This is a genomic window from Chryseobacterium defluvii, from assembly GCF_014204415.1.
In the GTDB taxonomy this organism is placed as follows: domain Bacteria; phylum Bacteroidota; class Bacteroidia; order Flavobacteriales; family Weeksellaceae; genus Chryseobacterium; species Chryseobacterium defluvii_A.
In genome coordinates this window covers 1-19784 of record NZ_JACHLE010000003.1, presented here as the reverse complement: position 1 = coordinate 19784, position 19784 = coordinate 1, and the positions used below count along the sequence as shown (strand labels likewise).

Sequence of the window (19784 nt, the reverse complement as noted above, 5' to 3'; positions counted from 1 at the left end):
AAATATAAGTATGAAAAAGACATTAAATCTAAAAAAAATGGTACCTCTGTTCTTATGCGGATTGGCTATTTTTGTAACAACATTATTAATTTCATTTAAAATTAATAGAGTTTTAGATACTAAATATTTAACGCCGTCTGAGTTTGCTCAAAAGCATAAATAAATTTCTATATATTCATTCAATATGAATTTATAAATTCTAATTATAAAACAATGATCCCGGCCTTCGGCCGGGATCATTGTTTATGTATTGTCAACGACACTTTTATTACCTCTGATTTTTCGCCACGCTTTACGTCCCACTATAAGAACTATGACCACTAAAATAATGGCGCAGATAGCCGCAATAACCGGAGCAGCCATTGCTAAAACAGACATGATACCCGCTCCCGCCGTTTCTGTAGTTGCAACCACAGAATTTCCGAGCCCGCCTGTGGTGGCTGTGGATGCTGCCCGGGTCCCAGCAAACCCAGAGCTGATGGCAGCGGCCGTTCCTCCCCCTGCGATCAAAGCCAATGCCCATTGAGGAAAGGTTCCCAGATCGGCAAACTGGCTTGCAAACAAAACAGAGCCGGCTACCGTAGCCATTGGAACAGAAAGCGTATCCAGCAAATGATCGATATAAGGGATATAATAAGCCAAGATCTCAGCAACGGTTGCAATTCCTGTCGTGATAAGCGTAGGAAGACCTGCAAGCCATTGAAAGTGATCATTCATAGGGATCCAGCCCATATAAGAAGCCAGGCTTACGGCAAACATCGGCAGGAAAACCCTGAAACCGGATGCTGCGGCTAAGCCGATACCAATAAAGGCACTCAGCACGTAAGGTAAATAGGGAATATTGTCTAACATTTTAATTTTCAGTTTAATTGTTTTCTCTAAAGTTACAAAAAGTATGCAAGATTTATAATATTTGTTAGAATATGATCAAAACCCTATAAATTGGCTCAGATCATCATATGCACTAATATAAAAATCTGCATAATCTGTTCAATCAGCGGGAGAAAAAAGATTAAGATCTTTTCTGAATCTGGCAAAGCTTGATAAACTGAGCCTCCACATCCTGAAATTTCTGTGGCATTTCAGAAGAAACCCAAAACAGCATAGCAATAGTTTGAGTACCAAAAGCCTCATTGAACAGATCCTTATGTAAGCGGTAAGACTCCCTCAACAATCTTTTTACCCGGTTTCGATGAACCGCTTTTTTAAAATACCTTTTAGAGACAGAAACTCCGAATTTTATACTTTCAACAGGATGATCAGGATTATCTTTAAGTACGATGATCCTCAGGTTTCCACAGGTTTTCCATTTACCTTTTTCAAAAAGTAAAGAGATCTCGTTATTTTTTTTGAGTTTTTCGGCTCTTGGATAGTTAAAGTTCTGCATTAGTCTTTTTTCACCAGGTAATTAATGACTTCAGCAGCAGCATACAGGCCGAAAAGAGCGGGAATAAAACTAATGGTCCCGTAAAATGATTTTTTGAAGTTGCTTCCGTCAGTCATTTTCAGGCTTTCTTCTTTCTGAAGTTCATTAGAGAAAACACATCTGAAACCTTTATGGATTTTCTCTTTTTTCAGTCTTTTTCTCACCTGTTTTGCCAGAAAACAGTTGTGGGTTTTGCTGATATCCCTTACCATCACTTTGCTTGGATCGGTTTTTCCTCCGGCGCCCATAGAGCTGATGATCTTTATTTTCCTCCTTTTGGCAGCCTTGATCAGGCATAATTTAGGCGTTACACTGTCGATACAGTCAAGGACATAATCAAATTTTCCGGAATCCAGGATCTCATCCATTCTTTCGGGATTAAGAAATTCGTTGATTTTAATTAGATTAAGCTCAGGATTGATATCTAAAAGTCTCTCGGCAACCACCTCCACTTTATGTTTCCCAACTGTAGAATGAAGTGCTGGAAGCTGTCGGTTGATATTGGTGATGTCAACCGTATCGCCATCTACGATCGTCATACTTCCCACACCGGCTCTTGCCAGGAACTCGGCCGCAAAAGATCCCACTCCACCTAAACCTACAACCAGAATATTGGCTTTATTTAATTGATCAATCCCATCTTCCTTGATCAGAAGTTCCGTTCTTTCCAGCCAGTACTTATCCATTTTTTATCGTCTCTAAATTTTCTAAAATCTGTTCATTAAGGCGTTCCGGAGAAATGCCTTTTATTTCTGAAACCTTATGATATAATTCTTCAATCTTAAAATCATCATTATCAGTTTCCAAAAAGACCCTATCTAAAGGAACCGTTTTTAAAGTATGCTGCAAAGATAAATTATACAAAACAGCTTTTCCAAAACTCAGGTGAAAATTATTTTTAAGCAGGTCTTCGGCGATGCTATGTTTTTTATTGAAGCCATGAATGATCATTGCCTGATCAGCCTTTTTCCTGAAAGAAATAACTTCATAAAACCTTCTTACACAGTGGATAATAATAGGTTTTTTTATTTCATTTGATAATTTGATCTGCCGCAAAAAAACTTCTTCCTGGATGTTCTGCTCAACAGGGACAAACGAGTCCAGTCCGCATTCACCAATCGCAAAACAGGTCTGGAACATCATTGACCTTAACCATTTGAATTGATGCTCTATATCATCGGTATGAATATCCTTGGGATGAATGCCGATGGAATAAGGGAAATCAGGTGGAATTCTTCCGATTTCCAAATTGTAGATACCGTATCTTATGTGTTTCTTATGATGGTGAAAATCAAAAAATTCCATCCTCAAAAGTACTTATTATTTAGCATTTATATAAAATCCTTAAACAAACGTTTACAATTTTGTTAAAAATTTCTTAACTTTACTCAAAGTACACTTCATGAGAAAAAAATTTACGGAAAAGCAGATCCATATTCTGGATATTGCTGAAGAACTTATCGCAAAAAAAGGTTACGAAGGAACGTCAGTAAGGGATATCTGTTCCAAGGCCAACATTAATGTCGCTATGATCTCTTATTATTTCGGTTCCAAAGAAAAAATGATGTCTTATTTGTATCAATACCGGGTATTGAAGACCAGGGAGAATTTTTCGGAATTTGCAGACACCATAAAAGACGGCAAACCCGAAATGCAGATGAAAGAGATCATTAAATATATAGTTTCACAACTTTTTAAATACAATTACTTCCACGGATTTGTCACCCAGGAACTTCGTCATACGGAGAATCTGAAAGATGAGCTGCTTGATTTCTACCAGCTATTTGTTAAGAAATTGGATGAGGTCATCAAAAAAGGGGTTGCCTCCGGGGTTTTTACATTTACCCCTAAGCCGGAAGATATTCTTACTACAATTATCGGATCTACATTGTTTGTGATCCGCAATAAAAACTTTTATGAATTGTATGTACCAAGCAAGAACGAGGAAACCTATACCAAAGAAGCAGAGAAGAAAGTAAGAATGAATCTCCTGCTCAGTGTTTTTGCCATTCTGGGATACGCTGCAGACTAAAATTACGTTAAATATTCATAAAAAAAAATCTATTGACAAAAAAGTTATATTTTTGCAAATTAATAGATCGGAAAAATCCGGAAACTGTTGAATTCTTTATGAAAAAATATATTTTAGGTCTTTTTGCAGTTGCTGTGGTTTCATCATGCGTAAGCCAGCAGGATAAGGCCATGAAAAGTGCGGACAAAAACTACATCTTAAAAGTTGCTAACGAAAACTTTGCTAAAAAGAAGTGGAAAAACGCACTGGCACTCTATGACAGGCTCCCGAACCTTGTGGCAGGCACTGATGATGCCCCGAATGTGGTTTTTAATTCTGCGTACGCTAACTATTATGACAAGAATTATAAGCTTGCAGGGCACCAGTTTAAAAACTTTTCGATAAGTTTTCCCCAGGACAACAGAAAAGAAGAGGCTGCTTACATGTCGGCATTATGTTACTACGAAGGATCGATGGATTATAACCTTGATCAATCCAGTACAGAGCTGGCTATTAATGAATTGCAGGACTTTTTAAATAGTTACCCGAACTCCGAAAGATCTAAAAATATTGGTCAGCTTATTGATGAGCTTTCTTATAAGTTAGAATTCAAGGCATACGAAAATGCTAAGCAGTACTTTAAAATGGGCGATTATAAAGCAGCTAACGTAGCGTTGGAAAATGTATTGGAAGACTTCCCAAGTACAAAGTTGCGTCCGAAAATCTATGATTTTATGCTGAAATCAAAGTATGAACTTGCCACGAACTCCATTTATGACCTTAAGGATGAGCGTTTAGATAATGCCATAGCGTTTACAAAACAGGTTGAAAAAGAATTGCCGGGCACAGATTACGCTAAAACAGCATCGGACCTTAGAAGTAAACTTGAAAAAGAAAAGAAGGACTTTGTGGTTGTAAAAAAACAAACGGAATCAAGAATTGCGACTTTAACGGCAAAGCAGAAGAAAGAAGCGGATAAACTGGCTGAGAAGAATAAAACGGAACAGCAGATGAGAGATCAGGTAGAGGCAGAGAAGAAAGCAATGCAGATCCAGAGGGACAGTGCGGCACTTCAGACCCCTCCGCCGGCAGCCACTTTCAAAATTCAAAGATAATTCGTAAATTTGCGGACTTAAAATAAAATAAATTTCTCAAAATGAGTGTAAAAGATACAAAAGCAGAAGTAAATACGATTACTTACGATAGAGACAAAATTGAGGAGAAAGTAGGCTCCATCTATGAAGCTATTGTTATCATGGGAAAGAGAGCAGAGCAGATCAATGCTGAAATCCGTACGGAATTGCATAATAAATTAGATGAATTTGCCGTGCACAATTCCACATTGGAAGAAGTTTTCGAAAACAGAGAGCAGATCGAGATTTCTAAACATTATGAAAAACTTCCGAAGCCGACTTCTATTGCGATAGAAGAGTGGATGAATGAAGATATCTATTTCAGAAAAACAGAAGAAAGAAAATAATCTTTTTTCTGCGGTAAAATAAACGAAGGTCGTAAAAGAGTCAGTTCTTTTATGGCCTTCGCTGTTTCTAAACCTGTTTAATGAGAAAAAATAATTAATTTAGTATTTTTAAAACTAAACTACACATGGGTATTTCCGGGAAAAAGATCCTTATAGCCGTTTCTGGAGGAATTGCAGCATATAAAATACATTTTCTGATCAGGGATTTTGTGAAAAAAGGGGCCGAGGTTCAGGTGATCATGACTCCTGATGCAGAGCATTTCGTTACGAAGCTCAGCTTATCAACCTTATCTAAGAAACCTGTTTATACCGACTTTTACAGCGATAACGGAACATGGAACAGCCATGTGGAACTTGCTTTATGGGCGGATGTAATGATCGTAGCTCCCTGCACGGCCAATACACTGGCAAAAATGATCCACGGAATGTGTGATAATCTGGTGATCGCTACCTATATGTCAGCAAAATGCCCGGTTTTTATAGCTCCGGCTATGGATCTCGATATGTATCAGCATCCTTCTACAAAGCAGAATCTGGAAAAAGCCGAAAATTATGGACACATCATTATTCCTGCTGAAAGCGGAGAGCTGGCAAGCGGACTGATCGGGCAGGGAAGAATGGCAGAGCCTGAAACCATCTCCAAAACCATTGAAGACTTTTTTAATTCTAATCGTAAAACCAAAACTCTTGAAGGGAAGACCATTTTAATTACTGCGGGCCCTACTTATGAGGCGATCGACCCGGTAAGGTTTATAGGGAATCACTCATCAGGAAAAATGGGGTTTTCTCTGGCGGAAGAAGCTTCAAGAAGGGGAGCAAAAGTCATTTTGATCTCGGGGCCAAGCAATCAGGTCATGGATGATAAAAGGGTGGAGCTGTATAGAGTGACTTCTGCAAAAGAAATGCTGGAAAAGGTATTCCAATTCTATGACAATGTGGATATTGCTATTGCCAGTGCTGCCGTTGCGGATTATGCACCTAAAGAAGTAGCTAAAGAAAAGATCAAAAAAAATGATGATAGTTTAACCATTGAACTGGTTAAAAACCCGGATATCCTCAGGACAATGGGAGAAAAGAAATCCCGCCAATTTCTGGTAGGATTTGCTTTGGAAACTCAGAATGAAGAAGAGAACGCCAAAGGAAAGCTTGAAAAGAAAAATCTGGATATGATCGTACTGAATTCTCTTCGTGATGAAGGAGCAGGGTTCAAAAACAATACCAATAAAATAAAGATATTTACCAAAACAGAAAGAAAAGAATTTGAGCTGAAATCCAAGGATGATGTGGCTAAAGATATTCTTGATTTTGTGGAAGGCCAGCTTTTAAAATAGGTTGAAAAGTTTTGGCAATACTGTGTTAGCTGATGAGCTATTATTTTATTTTCCATTTTTTTGAGTCGTCTTTCTCTCTATACCACCGACCTAGCCACTTGGAAATTCCATCAAGTCCTGGATAAATAATTCTTTCCGTGATGTTGGATTGGTCAAGTTTATCTCGTATTTCCCATTTGAGGTCTGCTGGAATTATTATTCTCTTATACAGATGTTTGTGTGTCTCTAGCCAACCCTTTTTGTCGACATCAGGATTTAGCATAAAAGAGAACATAGCAAACTGATTTACTATTCTGTCATCTATAGAAGGTGGTTCAAAAAAAAGTAATGCATCGCCATGAGTTTTTTCATAGGCTTCAATTTCACGAATTGTATTTCCGATGTATTTTTTTAATTCAGCGGATGTAAATGATAGTGTCTTTTGATCTCTAAGTTTGTTTTGCAAATCTTTGGGTAAATGGTTCTTTATCTCTACAAAATCAACAATCCAAATAGCTCCATCTTTTTTGAAGGTATTAATGTCATCTGTCATGAAGTGAAGGGCAACATTTGGAGAAAAAGTCCAGTCTAAAAACCTTGTTGGTAGTCCGTGATGTTGTCCTAGTGAAATCCAATTCCAAATGTTGTTGTAGTCGTCAACAAGTGTATTAATTGGGGAATATTTTTGAAAATTTCGGATTAGATGGTTTTCCACTTCAGACGGTATTCTACCTATTCTTTGAATACTTGTTTCTAATCCATAATTCTTATCAGAAATTCCTCGATAAGCATATTTAGACCTGTATCTATCTTTATCCGATTCGTAAACATCAAATAAATAATTTTGCAAGTCGTTCCAGCTTTCAGCTTGTAATTCGTTTTCGTTAAGTTCAATCATTTGGAATGTTTCAATTTGGTATCAAACAATCGCTAACATTCTAATTTACGCATTACGTCAATCATCTTTGTCTAAATAAAAATATTTTTGATAAGAGTGTTCTTTTGTTAAGAATTTTTTGTGAACTAATATATTAAATATTTTTTATTGGTAAATATTTTTATTTTTGACAGTAATATAAACATAGCCAAATTAATAAGGCTAACTCATTGATAGCTTTGTGCATAAGCTGAAAATATGGTAATATAGCGAAGGACATAATCATTTAAAAACTACTACAATATATACTCATATTACGGATGTGGTAAAGAATAAATTCAAAAGTCCTTTAGATTTATTATAACCCTTTTGCTTTCATTTAATTCAGATTTAGCTTAATTCCAGATATTTTTGTCGCATACTAAGAATAATTTTAATAAATTTCCGTTCTCAATTTTTAATCAGATAATGAAAAAGATCATAAGCTTATTTTTACTGCTTTTCTTATATAATATCAGTCTTTCCCAGGAAATACTGGCAACCGTTCAGGTCAATTCCCAATTGATAGGAGGGAGTAACCTGCAGGCTTACAAGGCTTTGGAAAAGAGTCTTAGAGATTTTATCAATAACACAAGCTGGACGGGGAAAAAGCTCCAGAACTTTGAAAAGATCAAATCTAACTTTGCGCTCGTTATTAATGAAAGAGACGGAAATAGATTTAAGGGGAATATTGTGGTTCAGGCAGTTCGTCCGGTATTCAATACGACCTATGAATCCCCGCTGATCAATCTTCAGGATACCAAATTTGCGTTTGAATATATTGAAAATGAAAACCTTATATTCAATGAAAGACAATTTTCCGGGAAAAACCTGATTGATGTGATCAGCTTTTATGTCTATCTGATATTAGGATATGATGCAGACAGCTTCCAGTCTATGGGAGGTTCGCAATGGTTCTCCAAAGCCCAGCAGATCGCCCAAAATTCCCAGAACAGGAACTATGAAGGATGGGGCCAAATCAATGAACCCCGGAGCAGGGCCATATTGATAGGTGAAATATTAAATCCTAACATGAGCCAGTTGCGTTCTACCATCTATACTTATCACAGATCCGGTTTGGATAATTTATACAATCAGGATCAGACTTCCGGTAAAAAGGTTATTTTTAATACCCTTATGCAGCTGAAAATGTATGAAAATTCATTCCAGCAGAATTATTTCTTCAATCTTTTCATGGATAATAAAAGTGATGAGATCTTTAACGTTTTCAATTCAGGGAACAATGGAGGAATCATATTGAATGACCTGAAGCAGCTTATGATCATGTTTTCTCCCAAGAATACAGATACCAAGTGGAACAAGTGGAAATAAGACCTTGAATCCTGAATTCTAAAGTTCTATATTTGCAGGACCTAACGTAATCTGCCAACTGATTCATGCTTTCGAGAATTTACATTAAAAATTTCGCCTTAATTGATACCCTTGAAGTGTCCCTGCAAAACGGGCTGCAGGTCATTACCGGGGAAACCGGTGCGGGAAAATCCATTATTTTGGGTGCGTTAAGGCTTATTTTAGGAGAAAGAGCAGATGTAAAATCCATTTCAAATACGGAAGAAAAAAGTATTGTCGAGACAGAATTTGCCTTAAATAACCAGTTCAAGAAATTCTTTGTGGAAAACGACCTGGATTATGAGCATCAGACCATTATCCGGAGAGAGATCCTGCCTTCGGGAAAGTCAAGGGCTTTTATCAATGATGTTCCCGTAACCTTGGATATACTGAAAGAACTTTCCTCTCAGCTTATTGATATCCATTCCCAGTTTGAAACTTCAAACCTCTTCACTTCCGAATACCAGTTCAAAATTATTGACGGCCTTTCTGAAAACAGACAGATCATTGAAGAATACCAGCATGAATTTTCTGAGTTTCAGAGCTTAAAAACCCAGCTTAAAAAATTTCAGGCACAGCTTACTGAAAATACTAAGGAAAGCGATTATAAGCAGTTTTTGCTGAACGAACTTGAAGAGCTGAAACTGGATGATTTAGATTTTGAAGATCTGCAAAACCAGTTATCCATTCAGGAGAACGCCGAAATGATCTCTGAAAACCTGGGACAGATCTTGTCAAGGTTTCATCAGGAGGAGATCGGGATTTTATCATTCTTTAACGAGGCTAAAAATAAACTTTCAAAAATTTCTGAGGTTTCCAATGGTTTCTCGGAACTGGATCGCAGGCTGGAAGAATCTTTTGTAGAACTTAAAGATATTATTTCTGAGCTTGAAAATGAAGCGGAAAAAATTGAAATTAATCCTGAAAACCTGGCGATACTTTCGGAATTTAATAATAAGATCAATGCCTTATTCCTTAAGCACAACGTTTCCGATATTAATGAGCTGAAAGAGATCCGGGATCAGCTGTCGGGAGACCAAAAAGGGGCTTCCGAGCTAGAATCCCATATTGCGGAAATACAGGAAAATATTTCTAAAAAAGAAAAATCACTTCAATCATTGGCAGAAAAGCTGTCGAAAAACAGGAAAAAGAATATTCCTGTTTTCATTAAAAAGATGGAAGCACTGCTCAAAAAATTAGGACTGGAAAAAGCCAAAGTAGATATTGAGCTTCAGGATATTCCGGAATTTAGTCCGTTTGGTAAGGAAAATATTCAGCTATTATTCCAGGCCAATTCAGGATTTCCTTTAAAGCCTATTCAAACGGCTATTTCAGGAGGAGAAAGGTCAAGAGTAATGCTGGCTGTAAAAAAGATCATTGCCGAAAGTGATGAGCTTCCAACCCTTATTTTAGATGAAATAGACACCGGGGTTTCAGGAAAAGTGGCCGAGGAAATTGGAAACCTGATGCGTGAAATGTCTGAAGATATGCAGCTTATAGTGATTTCCCATCTTGCCCAGGTAGCGGCAAAAGGAAATAATAATTATAAGGTGATGAAGCAGGATGTTTCCGGAAAGACACAATCTACCATTGTTCCGCTAAGTGAGGAAGAAAAGCTTATTGAAATTGCCCAACTGCTTTCAGGAAGTAAAATTACCGAAGCGGCACTGGCACAGGCAAGAGAGCTTATCGGCATTTAATCATTTAAATACTATGAGGAGATTTTCATTTACTCTTGTTTTTACTTTTTTAAGCATTGTTCTATTCGCGCAGGATGATGTTAAAAGTGACCTGAATAGTTTATTCTTAGGATTGAATGTAGAGAGCAAACCTGAAAAGATGATTATAGGATTGCCTCTTAAATTTGAAAAATTTTTAAGAAAACAGGAACAAACCGGGGAACCCATTACCATTTATATTGCAGATTTTCAAAAAGATGACAGAATCAGTTCAAAGCTTTTAAATGGAGAGGTCAGGATCGAACAGAAGAATTATGAGGTGGAACTGGGAAGACACAGCGTATTTTTAAGGCTGGCTTTTCAAAACTATGATGATTTGATTGAGGAATATACCAGACTTTATACAAAATTTGAAGGCTATGCTTCAAATATCATGACAGAATCGCCCGAAAATGAGAATGATTATGGTAGGCAGATCAGTAACATATTGACGATCAAAGATGATTTTTCTGTAAAAAAACTCTCTTTTGTATATCTTATTCCAAATCCGGAAGAAAAAAACAAAACCCAATATTTGTTTGTAGATTATAGTTATAGAAGATATTAGTTTTTAAGATCTCTTTTTCCTTTTAAATAAAACCTGTAACATCTTTTGTATTCTGCTTACTAATGTAGAAAACGAAAATATGTTCTTAAAATTCCTGAGACTCGAAATAAAAAGTTTTTTCCGGGGTACCTCAGTAGGGGTCAATCTTGCCATGAAGATATTGCGTTTCATGGGGATCCTTTATTTTGTGGCGTGTCTCATAGGAGGTGCATTTGCTGCTTTTTATCTGATACAGAATAAAATGCATGCCGATCCTTTGAAGGTGGTATCCAAATACCTGATCATTCTTTGGGCAGCAGATCTTATCTTTAAATATATCTGGCAGGAGATGCCTACACAGAACATCAAGCCCTTTCTGACTTTAAGTGTCCCAAAGAAAACGATCATCAACTATATGTTGATCAAGACCTTTTTATCGCCTTTCAGCTGGCTGAACTCGTTCTTTTTCATCACTTTTTCCTGCATAGCCCTTTACAACGGATATGGATTTCTGGGAACTTTGTCATGGTTTATAGGTATTTCTTTGCTGTTCTACCTCAATAATTTTATTAATATACTTTTTAATGATAAAGAAATCATTGCTATTATCATAGGAAGTATTTTTACCATCACAGGCCTTCTTTCCTATTATAATTTTATTCCTTTATTATCCTGGTCCGAATCATTCTTCTACAGCTTTTACGGGAAACCTTATTGGGTCTTATTGCCTGTAGTATTGTTTTCAGGATTATGGTGGCTTTGCTTTAAGCAGGTACATAAGGAATTTTATCTGGATCAGGGATTGGAAGTGAAAAAAGCAGTCGGTAAAACAGAAAATATTACCTTCCTGAATAAATATGGAGCTTTGGGAACCTTCATTAACAATGATATCAAAATGCTGAGACGGAATAAGGTGACGAAAAATGTTCTGATCGGAAGTTTCTTTTTTATCTTCTATGGATTGCTTATGTTTACCTCGCCGGTTTATAAAACACCTTATATGATGATGTTTATGGGATTATTTGTGACCGGAGGATTCCAGTTTTTGTTCGGTCAGAGGGTTCCGGCCTTCGACAGCTCTTATTATCCCCTGATGATGACCCTTAATGTCCCTTATAAAGAATATTTGAAGGCCAAATGGTGGCTGATCAATATTGTAACGGCGCTTTCAATGGTGGTTGCCATATTCTATGCCTATTTCGGCTGGGAAATGTATGTTACCTTTTTTGCAGCGGGATTATACAATATCGGGGTGAATTCCCAGTTTACCCTCTGGTCAGGGGCTTTCAATAAAACCCAGATTGACCTGAATTCCAAAGAAAAAAGAATTGGCCAGAAAGGAAGCTTCAATATGAAAGCCATGCTGCTGATCATTCCGAAAATGCTCTTGCCAATGGCTGTTTTCGGAGCTTCAAAATACTTTTTCGGGATGACCGGCGGGGTGATCAGTATCGCTATCCTGGGATTAACAGGGTTTTTACTGAGGGAAAAGATCTTTGATATTATTGTAAGACATTATAAAGTAGAAAAATACAGCACATTAGATGCTTTTAAAAATAAAGACTGATATGATTACCATCCATAATTTATCCAAAACCTACGGAAACGCAACCGTTCTTAATATTGAGCACCTGGAGATCCCAAATGGGGAAACCTTTGGCCTTGTCGGGAACAATGGCGCCGGGAAAACCACCCTTTTCAGCCTGATGCTGGATTTAATTCAGGCGACAACCGGGTCTGTAAGCATTGACGGAATAAAAGTACATGAATCCGAAGCCTGGAAAAATAAAGTTTCCGCTTTTGTGGATGATACCTTTCTGATAGGATATCTCACACCGGAAGAATATTTCTATTTCATCGGGGAGCTGAGAGGACAGAACAAAGCTTCCGTAGACGAATTTCTAAAGCCTTTTCATGATCTGTTTAACGGGGAGATCTTAAATTCCGGGAAATATGTCCGTGATCTGTCAAAAGGGAATCAGAAAAAAGTGGGAATTGTAGGAGCGATCATCGGAAATCCTGAGATTATTATCCTGGATGAGCCTTTTGCCAATCTGGATCCTTCCACACAAATTAAACTGAAAAATTTAATTAAAGAATTATCCAAACAGGATGGAGTAACATTCCTTATTTCCAGCCATGATCTGTCACATACTACAGAAGTCTGCAACAGAATAGTGGTAGTAAACAAAGGACTGCTTGTAAAAGATATTAAAACCAATCCTGAAACATTGAGAGAGCTGGAGCAGTATTTTGCAGACCAGGTAAATACTCCGGTAATTAATAATTAGCAAATAAAAAAATCCCTGAAAGAAATTTCAGGGATTTTTTATAACATCTCATCTATAAACCTATGAATGATTATCAATAAATAAGGTCACAAACACGTAAAATGAATATTTGTTTTGAAGATCTTTTCTTATGTGAACTTATTATTTTCCAATTATTTTCTTTAAACTTAAGTATCCTAAAGTGTTTTATAAAAAACTTTGTAACTTTTGTGGTTAAAAATTTTTCACCAAAATCATTTCAAACTTCCTACCATATCCTCAGGTTTCACCCATTCATCGAACTGTTCAGGAGTTACCAGTCCTAAATTAGCAGCCTCTTCTTTCAGTGTAGTTCCGTTTTTGTGGGCGGTTTTGGCAATTTTAGCAGCATTTTCGTATCCGATATGAGTGTTCAGAGCCGTCACCAGCATCAGGGATTTGTCTACCAGCTCTTTAATTCTTTCATGATTAGGCTCAATTCCTATGGCACAATGATCATTGAATGAAACGCATGCATCAGCAATTAATTGGGCAGACTGTAAGAAATTGTAAGCCATCACGGGTTTGAAGACATTCAGCTCATAATTTCCCTGGGTTCCTGCGAAAGAGATCGTGGTATCATTCCCTAAAACCTGGGCACAGACCATTGTTAATGCTTCGTTTTGAGTAGGATTCACTTTTCCCGGCATGATGGAAGATCCCGGCTCATTTTCAGGAATATAAATTTCCCCGATCCCGGAACGCGGGCCGGAAGCCAGCAACCTGATATCCTGTGCAATTTTAAATAAAGAAACCGCCAACTGTTTTAAAGCCCCGTGAGATTCCACAATCGCATCGTGTGCTGCAAGTGCTTCAAATTTATTTTCAGCTGTTACAAAAGGATGACTGGTGAATTTCGCAATATACTCTGCCACTTTCACATCATAGCCTAATGGCGTATTTAACCCTGTTCCTACTGCGGTACCTCCCAAAGCCAGTTCAGCTAAATGAGGCAGCGTATTCTTTAATGCTCTCAATCCGAATTCCAATTGGGCAACATAACCGGAAAATTCCTGTCCCAAAGTTAGAGGAGTCGCATCCATCAAATGCGTTCTTCCGATCTTTACAATATCTTTAAAGGTATTTGCCTTTTCTGCTAATGTGTTTTTAAGCTTTTCCACGGCTGGAATAGTGATTTCCACTATTTTTTTATAAGCTGCAATATGCATTGCCGTAGGATAGGTGTCATTGGAAGACTGGGACTTATTCACATCATCATTCGGATGAATTTCAGATGAGTCTCCTAAGACTCCGCCATTATTGACATGCGCTTTATTAGAGATCACTTCATTCATATTCATATTAGTTTGCGTTCCTGAGCCGGTCTGCCAGATCACCAGCGGGAACTGGTCATTCAGTTTTCCTTCCAGGATCTCATCACATACTTTAGCGATCATATCCCTCTTTTCAGCAGAAAGGACACCCAGATCTGTATTGGTATAGGCTGCTGCCTTTTTTAAATAAGCAAAAGCCTCAATGATCTCATGCGGCATAGAGCCTTCCGGTCCTATTTTAAAATTATTTCTGGAACGTTCGGTCTGAGCTCCCCAGAATTTGTCTGCAGGAACCTTAACTTCTCCCATCGTGTCTTTTTCTATTCTGTAATTCATTGTGATTGAAATTTTTATTTCAGTTTATTCTTAAACCACAAAAGGCGCAAAAGTTTTATTTAAATTCTTCAGCTTTAAATTCTTTTTTTATATAAACTTCTTATTTTCAAACTATTAAACTTCAAAAACTTAAGTGTATAAAGTATTTTTCAAATTTATTATCAAAAGCTTTTGGGACTTTTGTGGTTAATTAATTTAGTTTCTATAAAATTACTTATAAACTCAGAACCCCGCAATTTATAATCATTATAAATATCAATGAAACGGACTGATTTTACTCATGTTTTTTGCGTATGTTTTATTTTTGCACAAAGAAAAATTGAATGGAATTTAGATATCAGGATCCGTATCCGATCCGGAAAGACGATACGGCTTATAAGAAGCTTACTTCGGAGTACGTAAAAGTTGAAAAACTGGGGGACAGGGAAATCTTAACCATAGACCCGAAGGGGCTGGAGCTTTTAGCCGAAGAAGCTATGGCGGATGTGTCCTTTATGCTACGTTCTTCTCACCTGGAAAGTCTCAGAAGAATTATTGATGATCCTGAAGCTACCGATAATGATAGATTCGTTGCCTATAACCTATTGCAGAATGCTGCAGTGGCTGCGGAAGGGGCCTTACCTTCCTGCCAGGACACCGGAACTGCGATCGTAATGGGTAAGAAAGGAGAGAATGTATATACAGGTGCAGACGATGGGGAATATTTAAGCCGAGGAATTTACAATACCTATCAGAAAAGAAACTTAAGATATTCTCAGGTAGTTCCCTTGACGATGTTTGATGAGAAGAATTCCGGATCCAATCTTCCGGCACAGATCGATATCTATGCCAAAAAAGGAGACTATTACGAATTTTTATTCCTGACAAAAGGAGGCGGCTCTGCCAACAAAACCTTCTTATACCAGAAGACCAAGTCTTTACTGAACGAAAAATCTCTTGAAGAATTTATCAAAGAGAAAATTTCAGATTTAGGGACTTCAGCCTGCCCGCCATATCACTTAGCTTTGGTGATCGGAGGAACTTCAGCAGAAGCGAATCTGGCGGCCGTAAAAAAGGCATCGGCAAAATACTACGATAATCTTCCAACGGAAGGAAATGAAGCGGGACAGGCTTTCAGAGACCTGGAATGGGAAGCAAAAGTCCAGAAGATCTGCCAGGAAAGTGCCATCGGAGCACAGTTTGGAGGCAAATACCTGACGCATGATGTAAGGGTGATCAGATTGCCCCGTCACGCAGCTTCCTGTCCTGTAGGAATGGGTGTTTCCTGTTCAGCAGACAGAAATATCAAAGGAAAAATAACGAAAGAAGGTATTTTCCTTGAGCAATTGGAAGAAAACCCGAAAAGATTCTTACCGGATACACCGCCGCATCTTGAAGAAGCCATTGAGGTTAATCTGAACAGGCCTATGCCTGAAATTTTAGCTGAGCTTTCAAAATATCCGATCAAAACCAGGCTAAAATTAAACGGAACCCTGATCGTTGCAAGAGATATTGCCCACGCTAAGATCAAAGAGCTGATCGACAGCGGAAAACCAATGCCTGAATATTTCAAAAATCACCCTGTTTATTATGCAGGCCCTGCGAAAACCCCGGAAGGGATGGCTTCAGGAAGCTTTGGTCCTACAACGGCCGGAAGAATGGATGTTTATGTAGACGAGTTTCAAAGCCACGGTGGAAGTATGATCATGCTGGCCAAAGGAAACAGAAGCAAAGACGTGGCTGATGCTTGTCATAAATATGGAGGTTTTTATTTAGGATCCATCGGAGGCCCGGCTGCTATTCTGGCAAAAGAAAATATCCTGTCCGTAGAGGTTGTGGACTTCCCGGAATTAGGAATGGAAGCGGTGAGAAAGATCGAAGTAAAGGATTTTCCGGCGTTCATTATTACGGATGACAAAGGAAATGACTTCTTTGCAGACCTGGCCCATTAATATTTATGATATTCACATAATAACGGTAAGTCTAAAATCTGGCTTCTGATTATTAGTTTAAAATTAAAATAAATTATAAAAATAGGGCTTTGATCTTTTGTGTAAAAAAGAAAAAAGTTCTATTTTTGCCTAAAATCTTTAAGAAAAATGATGTTATCAGCATTTTGGCCGTTTTATCAGTTCCTTTGGACCATCTATTTCATTACAATGTTCCTGGTAGGCTTCTGGTGTATTTTTATGTTTTTCGGATTTGTTATTCCATTATGGCTGACGGAAGGCTTAAAAGAATATTTCGGAAAAGTAAAACCTTTTGACCCGGAAGATATCAGAAGAAAATATATTTATGAGCAGAAAGGAGCTGAAGTTATTTATAACGAGCCTAAAGGTAACGGGCCTTTCATTCACGATCACGGACATCATCATTAATTGATTGTCATTGCTTTTTCACCTGAATTCTGAAAAAGCAATATCAAAGCAAAACAACATATATGAACCACTTAGTAATAAGTGGTTTTTTGTTTTTATCTATTCCTTAGTTGCTCCGGAGAAACCCCGAATTTCTTCTTAAATGCCCTCGTGAAGTTCTGTACATACTCATAGCCGCATTCAATGGCAATTTCCTTGATCATCATATTCTTGTTGACCACCAGCTTTTTGGCCTTAAGCATTCTTACTTCCGAAATATAATCACTCAGAGTTATTTTATACCGGGATTTGAATTCCTTTCTTACCTTGTTGGGATTGATACCGATTATTTGGGCTATTTCTTCAATCCTTATATTCCTGTGATAATTTTCATCCACAATTTTTTTAATAGCTGAAGAAGTTTTTGAAGAAATTTCGGGAATTTTTTTTTCATTAAACTGTTCAATGATCAGGATGATAAGTTTGATTACTTTGGCTTCAATGAATAGCCTCTGAAGCAGTCCTTTTTTAGAAGAATTTATGATTTCCTTTACGATCAGGTGCATTTCAGCAGTCATATAAGGCGGGGCTTCCCTATGAAGAAAAATAAAATTATTTCTGACCATATTTTCCAGAATCTCTTTGCTTTCATGGCTGAGTCCCGGATTAATAAGACTGTATATATACTGATAGGTAATCCGGATTTGAAGATATTGTAAAGCGTCCCGGCTTTTGGTTCTTAATTCCGCCGTATTACCTTCGGAGGAATAATGGAGAATATATTGGTTTTTTTTGAAAATAAATTCTGTATCACAATCCTTAGCTACTAAATGAATATCGTGGCTCAATAGAAAAAGGATGTTAAAACTTGTCCTGTCCTCTGCAATATAAGCTTTTGAATCCTCCTCAGGCAATAGGTTTTCCTGCAATATGATGCTGATATCTTCGGAACGGAATAAAGTGTCTTTATCGTATTGATTCTTCATGCAGCCTGTTGTATTGCGGTTGGTACTATTTGAAATGCAACCTGACTTTGATAACAAAAAGTTTGGAAATGATAACTCCTGATTAATAAAGTCAGCTAATTTCGCGCAAAATTAAATTAAATTTAGAATAAATAAAAATAATATTAAAAATGTTCAAAAATTTATATACTATGATGAAGAAAATAGGAATGCTGACAGCATTATTATCTGTAATAAATATATCTGCCCAGCAGACTTGTAGTAATACAGATCCGGGAAATAATCCGGGAGATGTAGGATGTGTGACATTCAGTTACAGAGGCCAGACAGTTGCCTATACTACAGTAAGGGGTGCAGATAACAAAGTCTGGTTACAACAGAATCTGGGAAGCTCTCAGGTATCGGTTTCGATGACGGATGCAGACTCTTACGGAGATCTGTTTCAGTGGGGAAGGTGGGATGACGGGCATCAGCTGAGGAATTCCTCTACATCGGCAGTCCCGTCATCAAATACACCGGACGGATTGGCCGGGATCAATTCATTTATAACCGGAAGCAGCCCGGATTCATGGTGGTCATCCAATGGATCAGGAGATCAATGGACAGCAGAAAATGCAGGAGTGGTCACTTCTGTCAACGGAGCAGATCCGTGCAAAGCAATAGGCCAGGGATGGAGAATGCCTTCACAATCGGACTGGAATGTTCTGGTGGGATCAGAAGGAATTAATAACCCGGTTTCTGCTTATGGGAGTCATCTCAAATTACCTGCCGGAGGATATAGGAGTGGGTCAACAGGCTCATTTACATTTGTTGGACAAAGAGGGTATTACTGGAGTTCAGATGTTGCTACTACAGGTGGAAAATACCTGTATGTAGGAACGACCACGGCAAATCCGTCTTCCGGAGCCCCACGAGGACAGGGAGCGTCGGTAAGATGTATTAAGGATCTTGCAGCTTTGGGTACTACCGATATAAAGCTTAATGAGCCGGGAATTTATCCTAACCCTACAAACGGAATACTTTACTTTAAAACCAATGAGGCGATCGAGGCCATACAGGTGAACAATATAGCAGGGCAGGAAGTGAAAACCGGTTTTTCCGGTAACAGGATTGATATGCAAGAACTTCCGAACGGAGTATATATTGTAACTATAGTATTAAAGAACGGACAAATTGTATCCAAAAAAATTATTAAAAACTAATTCCGTTTATATTTGATTGGATAGCAGAGACTTTTTTAGGTCTCTGTTTATGTTTGGGTTAACATATTGGTTTTAAAATATATAGATCTTTTAAATTTATAACATATATTACAAATTTATAAATTTGTAATGTATTTCATTTCATCAGGTTTTAAGTTTAGCATAGATTTGAAGCTGATTTATGAGAGTAATTAAAACAGCCTCTTTTTGATTAAAATTCTAAAAATAAAATGATGAAAAAAAATTACTTCAGTGTACTTTTCATGTACGTATTTCTGAATGTATCTGCTCAGGAAATTTTCTGGCAGAAAGACATCAGATCCGGTACCCAGGATTTTTTAAGCCAGGTTACTACTACGATTGATCATCAGTATCTTGTTACGGGAAGTTCCATTCAGGCTGGAAGTCAGAAGATGGGAGCAGGAAGTTCCACATTAGGCTCTCAACCCTCTAACCCTCCCACACAAAACAACGGTTATGATTTCCATTTGGTAAAACTCAACCAACAAGGCGAAGAGGTTTGGGGAAAATACCTTTCAGGACAAAATCATGATTTTCTCGCGACAACAATAGCTACTCAGGAAGGCGGTTTTCTTTTAGCAGG

At 37.6% G+C, this 19784-nt stretch carries 20 protein-coding genes and 1 pseudogene; 14 read left to right on the top strand and 7 right to left on the bottom strand.

Features of this window, described 5'->3' with window-relative positions; genetic code table 11:
* Nucleotides 1-10 precede the first annotated feature (10 nt).
* Nucleotides 11-163, top strand: a complete 153-nt coding sequence (locus tag HNP38_RS11455; RefSeq protein WP_184189601.1) for a hypothetical protein — start codon at nucleotides 11-13, stop codon at nucleotides 161-163.
* A gap of 80 nt (nucleotides 164-243) precedes the next feature.
* Here the strand turns inward: HNP38_RS11455 and HNP38_RS11450 are convergent, their stop codons facing one another.
* The 4 genes from HNP38_RS11450 to HNP38_RS11435 all read right to left on the bottom strand — a co-directional run bounded on the left by HNP38_RS11450 (nucleotide 244) and on the right by HNP38_RS11435 (nucleotide 2731).
* Nucleotides 244-852 carry a DUF4126 domain-containing protein gene (locus tag HNP38_RS11450; RefSeq protein ID WP_184189599.1) on the bottom strand — a complete coding sequence of 203 codons (609 nt, stop codon included), beginning with the start codon at nucleotides 850-852 and terminating at the stop codon, nucleotides 244-246.
* Nucleotides 853-1012: 160 nt separating this feature from the next.
* The gene (gene rnpA, locus HNP38_RS11445) at nucleotides 1013-1387 is read right to left on the bottom strand and encodes a ribonuclease P protein component (RefSeq protein WP_184189597.1); all 375 of its coding nucleotides are present in this window, start codon (nucleotides 1385-1387) and stop codon (nucleotides 1013-1015) included.
* Nucleotides 1387-2112, bottom strand: a complete 726-nt coding sequence (locus HNP38_RS11440) for a ThiF family adenylyltransferase (RefSeq protein WP_184189595.1) — start codon at nucleotides 2110-2112, stop codon at nucleotides 1387-1389. Before HNP38_RS11440 ends, rnpA begins: the two co-directional genes overlap by 1 nt.
* On the bottom strand, nucleotides 2105-2731 hold the full coding sequence (locus HNP38_RS11435) for a TatD family hydrolase (protein ID WP_184189593.1): 627 nt from the start codon (nucleotides 2729-2731) through the stop codon (nucleotides 2105-2107). The genes HNP38_RS11440 and HNP38_RS11435 overlap by 8 nt, the downstream gene beginning before the upstream one ends.
* Before the next feature lie 97 nt (nucleotides 2732-2828).
* Between HNP38_RS11435 and HNP38_RS11430 the strand changes: the two genes are divergently transcribed.
* The 4 genes from HNP38_RS11430 to coaBC all read left to right on the top strand — a co-directional run bounded on the left by HNP38_RS11430 (nucleotide 2829) and on the right by coaBC (nucleotide 6248).
* Nucleotides 2829-3458, top strand: a complete 630-nt coding sequence (locus HNP38_RS11430; protein ID WP_184189591.1) for a TetR/AcrR family transcriptional regulator — start codon at nucleotides 2829-2831, stop codon at nucleotides 3456-3458.
* A gap of 98 nt (nucleotides 3459-3556) precedes the next feature.
* Nucleotides 3557-4552: an outer membrane protein assembly factor BamD gene (locus HNP38_RS11425; RefSeq protein WP_184189589.1), complete on the top strand. Its 996-nt coding sequence runs from the start codon at nucleotides 3557-3559 to the stop codon at nucleotides 4550-4552.
* A gap of 41 nt (nucleotides 4553-4593) precedes the next feature.
* Nucleotides 4594-4917 carry a DNA-directed RNA polymerase subunit omega gene (locus HNP38_RS11420; RefSeq protein WP_184189587.1) on the top strand — a complete coding sequence of 108 codons (324 nt, stop codon included), beginning with the start codon at nucleotides 4594-4596 and terminating at the stop codon, nucleotides 4915-4917.
* Between the two features lie 125 nt (nucleotides 4918-5042).
* Nucleotides 5043-6248 (top strand): bifunctional phosphopantothenoylcysteine decarboxylase/phosphopantothenate--cysteine ligase CoaBC, encoded by a 1206-nt coding sequence (gene coaBC / locus HNP38_RS11415; RefSeq protein ID WP_184189585.1) that lies wholly within the window; start codon nucleotides 5043-5045, stop codon nucleotides 6246-6248.
* Nucleotides 6249-6288: 40 nt separating this feature from the next.
* On the opposite strand, the gene HNP38_RS11410 is transcribed toward coaBC, so the two are convergent.
* Complete coding sequence (locus HNP38_RS11410; RefSeq protein WP_184189583.1) at nucleotides 6289-7125, bottom strand: FRG domain-containing protein; 837 nt, start codon at nucleotides 7123-7125, stop codon at nucleotides 6289-6291.
* Nucleotides 7126-7572: 447 nt separating this feature from the next.
* On the opposite strand from HNP38_RS11410, the gene HNP38_RS11405 reads away from it, so the two are divergent.
* The 5 genes from HNP38_RS11405 (at nucleotide 7573) to HNP38_RS11385 (ending at nucleotide 13049) form a co-directional block, all read left to right on the top strand.
* A complete protein-coding gene (locus tag HNP38_RS11405; RefSeq protein ID WP_184189581.1) occupies nucleotides 7573-8475 on the top strand; it encodes a DUF4835 family protein in 903 nt (300 codons plus the stop codon).
* A 65-nt stretch (nucleotides 8476-8540) separates the two neighbouring features.
* Nucleotides 8541-10193 (top strand): DNA repair protein RecN, encoded by a 1653-nt coding sequence (locus HNP38_RS11400; RefSeq protein WP_184189579.1) that lies wholly within the window; start codon nucleotides 8541-8543, stop codon nucleotides 10191-10193.
* A gap of 13 nt (nucleotides 10194-10206) precedes the next feature.
* Nucleotides 10207-10779, top strand: a complete 573-nt coding sequence (locus HNP38_RS11395; RefSeq protein ID WP_184189577.1) for a hypothetical protein — start codon at nucleotides 10207-10209, stop codon at nucleotides 10777-10779.
* 79 nt (nucleotides 10780-10858) lie between these two features.
* On the top strand, nucleotides 10859-12325 hold the full coding sequence (locus HNP38_RS11390; protein ID WP_184189576.1) for a DUF5687 family protein: 1467 nt from the start codon (nucleotides 10859-10861) through the stop codon (nucleotides 12323-12325).
* Nucleotide 12326: 1 nt separating this feature from the next.
* Nucleotides 12327-13049 carry an ABC transporter ATP-binding protein gene (locus HNP38_RS11385; protein WP_184189574.1) on the top strand — a complete coding sequence of 241 codons (723 nt, stop codon included), beginning with the start codon at nucleotides 12327-12329 and terminating at the stop codon, nucleotides 13047-13049.
* Between the two features lie 233 nt (nucleotides 13050-13282).
* Here HNP38_RS11385 and fumC read toward each other — a convergent pair whose 3' ends face one another.
* On the bottom strand, nucleotides 13283-14677 hold the full coding sequence (gene fumC, locus HNP38_RS11380; protein ID WP_184189572.1) for a class II fumarate hydratase: 1395 nt from the start codon (nucleotides 14675-14677) through the stop codon (nucleotides 13283-13285).
* A gap of 323 nt (nucleotides 14678-15000) precedes the next feature.
* On the opposite strand from fumC, the gene HNP38_RS11375 reads away from it, so the two are divergent.
* Nucleotides 15001-16608, top strand: a complete 1608-nt coding sequence (locus HNP38_RS11375; RefSeq protein ID WP_184189570.1) for a fumarate hydratase — start codon at nucleotides 15001-15003, stop codon at nucleotides 16606-16608.
* Nucleotides 16609-16755: 147 nt separating this feature from the next.
* Nucleotides 16756-17034 carry a hypothetical protein gene (locus tag HNP38_RS11370; protein ID WP_184189568.1) on the top strand — a complete coding sequence of 93 codons (279 nt, stop codon included), beginning with the start codon at nucleotides 16756-16758 and terminating at the stop codon, nucleotides 17032-17034.
* Between the two features lie 95 nt (nucleotides 17035-17129).
* Here the strand turns inward: HNP38_RS11370 and HNP38_RS11365 are convergent, their stop codons facing one another.
* Entirely contained in the window at nucleotides 17130-17999 is an 870-nt protein-coding gene (locus tag HNP38_RS11365) for a helix-turn-helix transcriptional regulator (protein ID WP_184189566.1), read from the bottom strand.
* A gap of 170 nt (nucleotides 18000-18169) precedes the next feature.
* Between HNP38_RS11365 and HNP38_RS11360 the strand changes: the two genes are divergently transcribed.
* Together HNP38_RS11360 and HNP38_RS11355 are read left to right on the top strand one after the other, a co-directional pair.
* Complete coding sequence (locus HNP38_RS11360; protein WP_184189564.1) at nucleotides 18170-19180, top strand: T9SS type A sorting domain-containing protein; 1011 nt, start codon at nucleotides 18170-18172, stop codon at nucleotides 19178-19180.
* 233 nt (nucleotides 19181-19413) lie between these two features.
* Nucleotides 19414-19784 (top strand): annotated as a pseudogene (locus HNP38_RS11355) (T9SS C-terminal target domain-containing protein); the annotation flags it as partial.

Coding starts and splice junctions, on each gene's coding strand:
- HNP38_RS11455 (WP_184189601.1), top strand. CDS start 11: ATGAAAAAGACATTAAATCTAAAAAAAATGGTACCTCTGTTCTTATGC.
- HNP38_RS11450 (WP_184189599.1), bottom strand. CDS start 852: ATGTTAGACAATATTCCCTATTTACCTTACGTGCTGAGTGCCTTTATT.
- rnpA (WP_184189597.1), bottom strand. CDS start 1,387: ATGCAGAACTTTAACTATCCAAGAGCCGAAAAACTCAAAAAAAATAAC.
- HNP38_RS11440 (WP_184189595.1), bottom strand. CDS start 2,112: ATGGATAAGTACTGGCTGGAAAGAACGGAACTTCTGATCAAGGAAGAT.
- HNP38_RS11435 (WP_184189593.1), bottom strand. CDS start 2,731: ATGGAATTTTTTGATTTTCACCATCATAAGAAACACATAAGATACGGT.
- HNP38_RS11430 (WP_184189591.1), top strand. CDS start 2,829: ATGAGAAAAAAATTTACGGAAAAGCAGATCCATATTCTGGATATTGCT.
- HNP38_RS11425 (WP_184189589.1), top strand. CDS start 3,557: ATGAAAAAATATATTTTAGGTCTTTTTGCAGTTGCTGTGGTTTCATCA.
- HNP38_RS11420 (WP_184189587.1), top strand. CDS start 4,594: ATGAGTGTAAAAGATACAAAAGCAGAAGTAAATACGATTACTTACGAT.
- coaBC (WP_184189585.1), top strand. CDS start 5,043: ATGGGTATTTCCGGGAAAAAGATCCTTATAGCCGTTTCTGGAGGAATT.
- HNP38_RS11410 (WP_184189583.1), bottom strand. CDS start 7,125: ATGATTGAACTTAACGAAAACGAATTACAAGCTGAAAGCTGGAACGAC.
- HNP38_RS11405 (WP_184189581.1), top strand. CDS start 7,573: ATGAAAAAGATCATAAGCTTATTTTTACTGCTTTTCTTATATAATATC.
- HNP38_RS11400 (WP_184189579.1), top strand. CDS start 8,541: ATGCTTTCGAGAATTTACATTAAAAATTTCGCCTTAATTGATACCCTT.
- HNP38_RS11395 (WP_184189577.1), top strand. CDS start 10,207: ATGAGGAGATTTTCATTTACTCTTGTTTTTACTTTTTTAAGCATTGTT.
- HNP38_RS11390 (WP_184189576.1), top strand. CDS start 10,859: ATGTTCTTAAAATTCCTGAGACTCGAAATAAAAAGTTTTTTCCGGGGT.
- HNP38_RS11385 (WP_184189574.1), top strand. CDS start 12,327: ATGATTACCATCCATAATTTATCCAAAACCTACGGAAACGCAACCGTT.
- fumC (WP_184189572.1), bottom strand. CDS start 14,677: ATGAATTACAGAATAGAAAAAGACACGATGGGAGAAGTTAAGGTTCCT.
- HNP38_RS11375 (WP_184189570.1), top strand. CDS start 15,001: ATGGAATTTAGATATCAGGATCCGTATCCGATCCGGAAAGACGATACG.
- HNP38_RS11370 (WP_184189568.1), top strand. CDS start 16,756: ATGATGTTATCAGCATTTTGGCCGTTTTATCAGTTCCTTTGGACCATC.
- HNP38_RS11365 (WP_184189566.1), bottom strand. CDS start 17,999: ATGAAGAATCAATACGATAAAGACACTTTATTCCGTTCCGAAGATATC.
- HNP38_RS11360 (WP_184189564.1), top strand. CDS start 18,170: ATGATGAAGAAAATAGGAATGCTGACAGCATTATTATCTGTAATAAAT.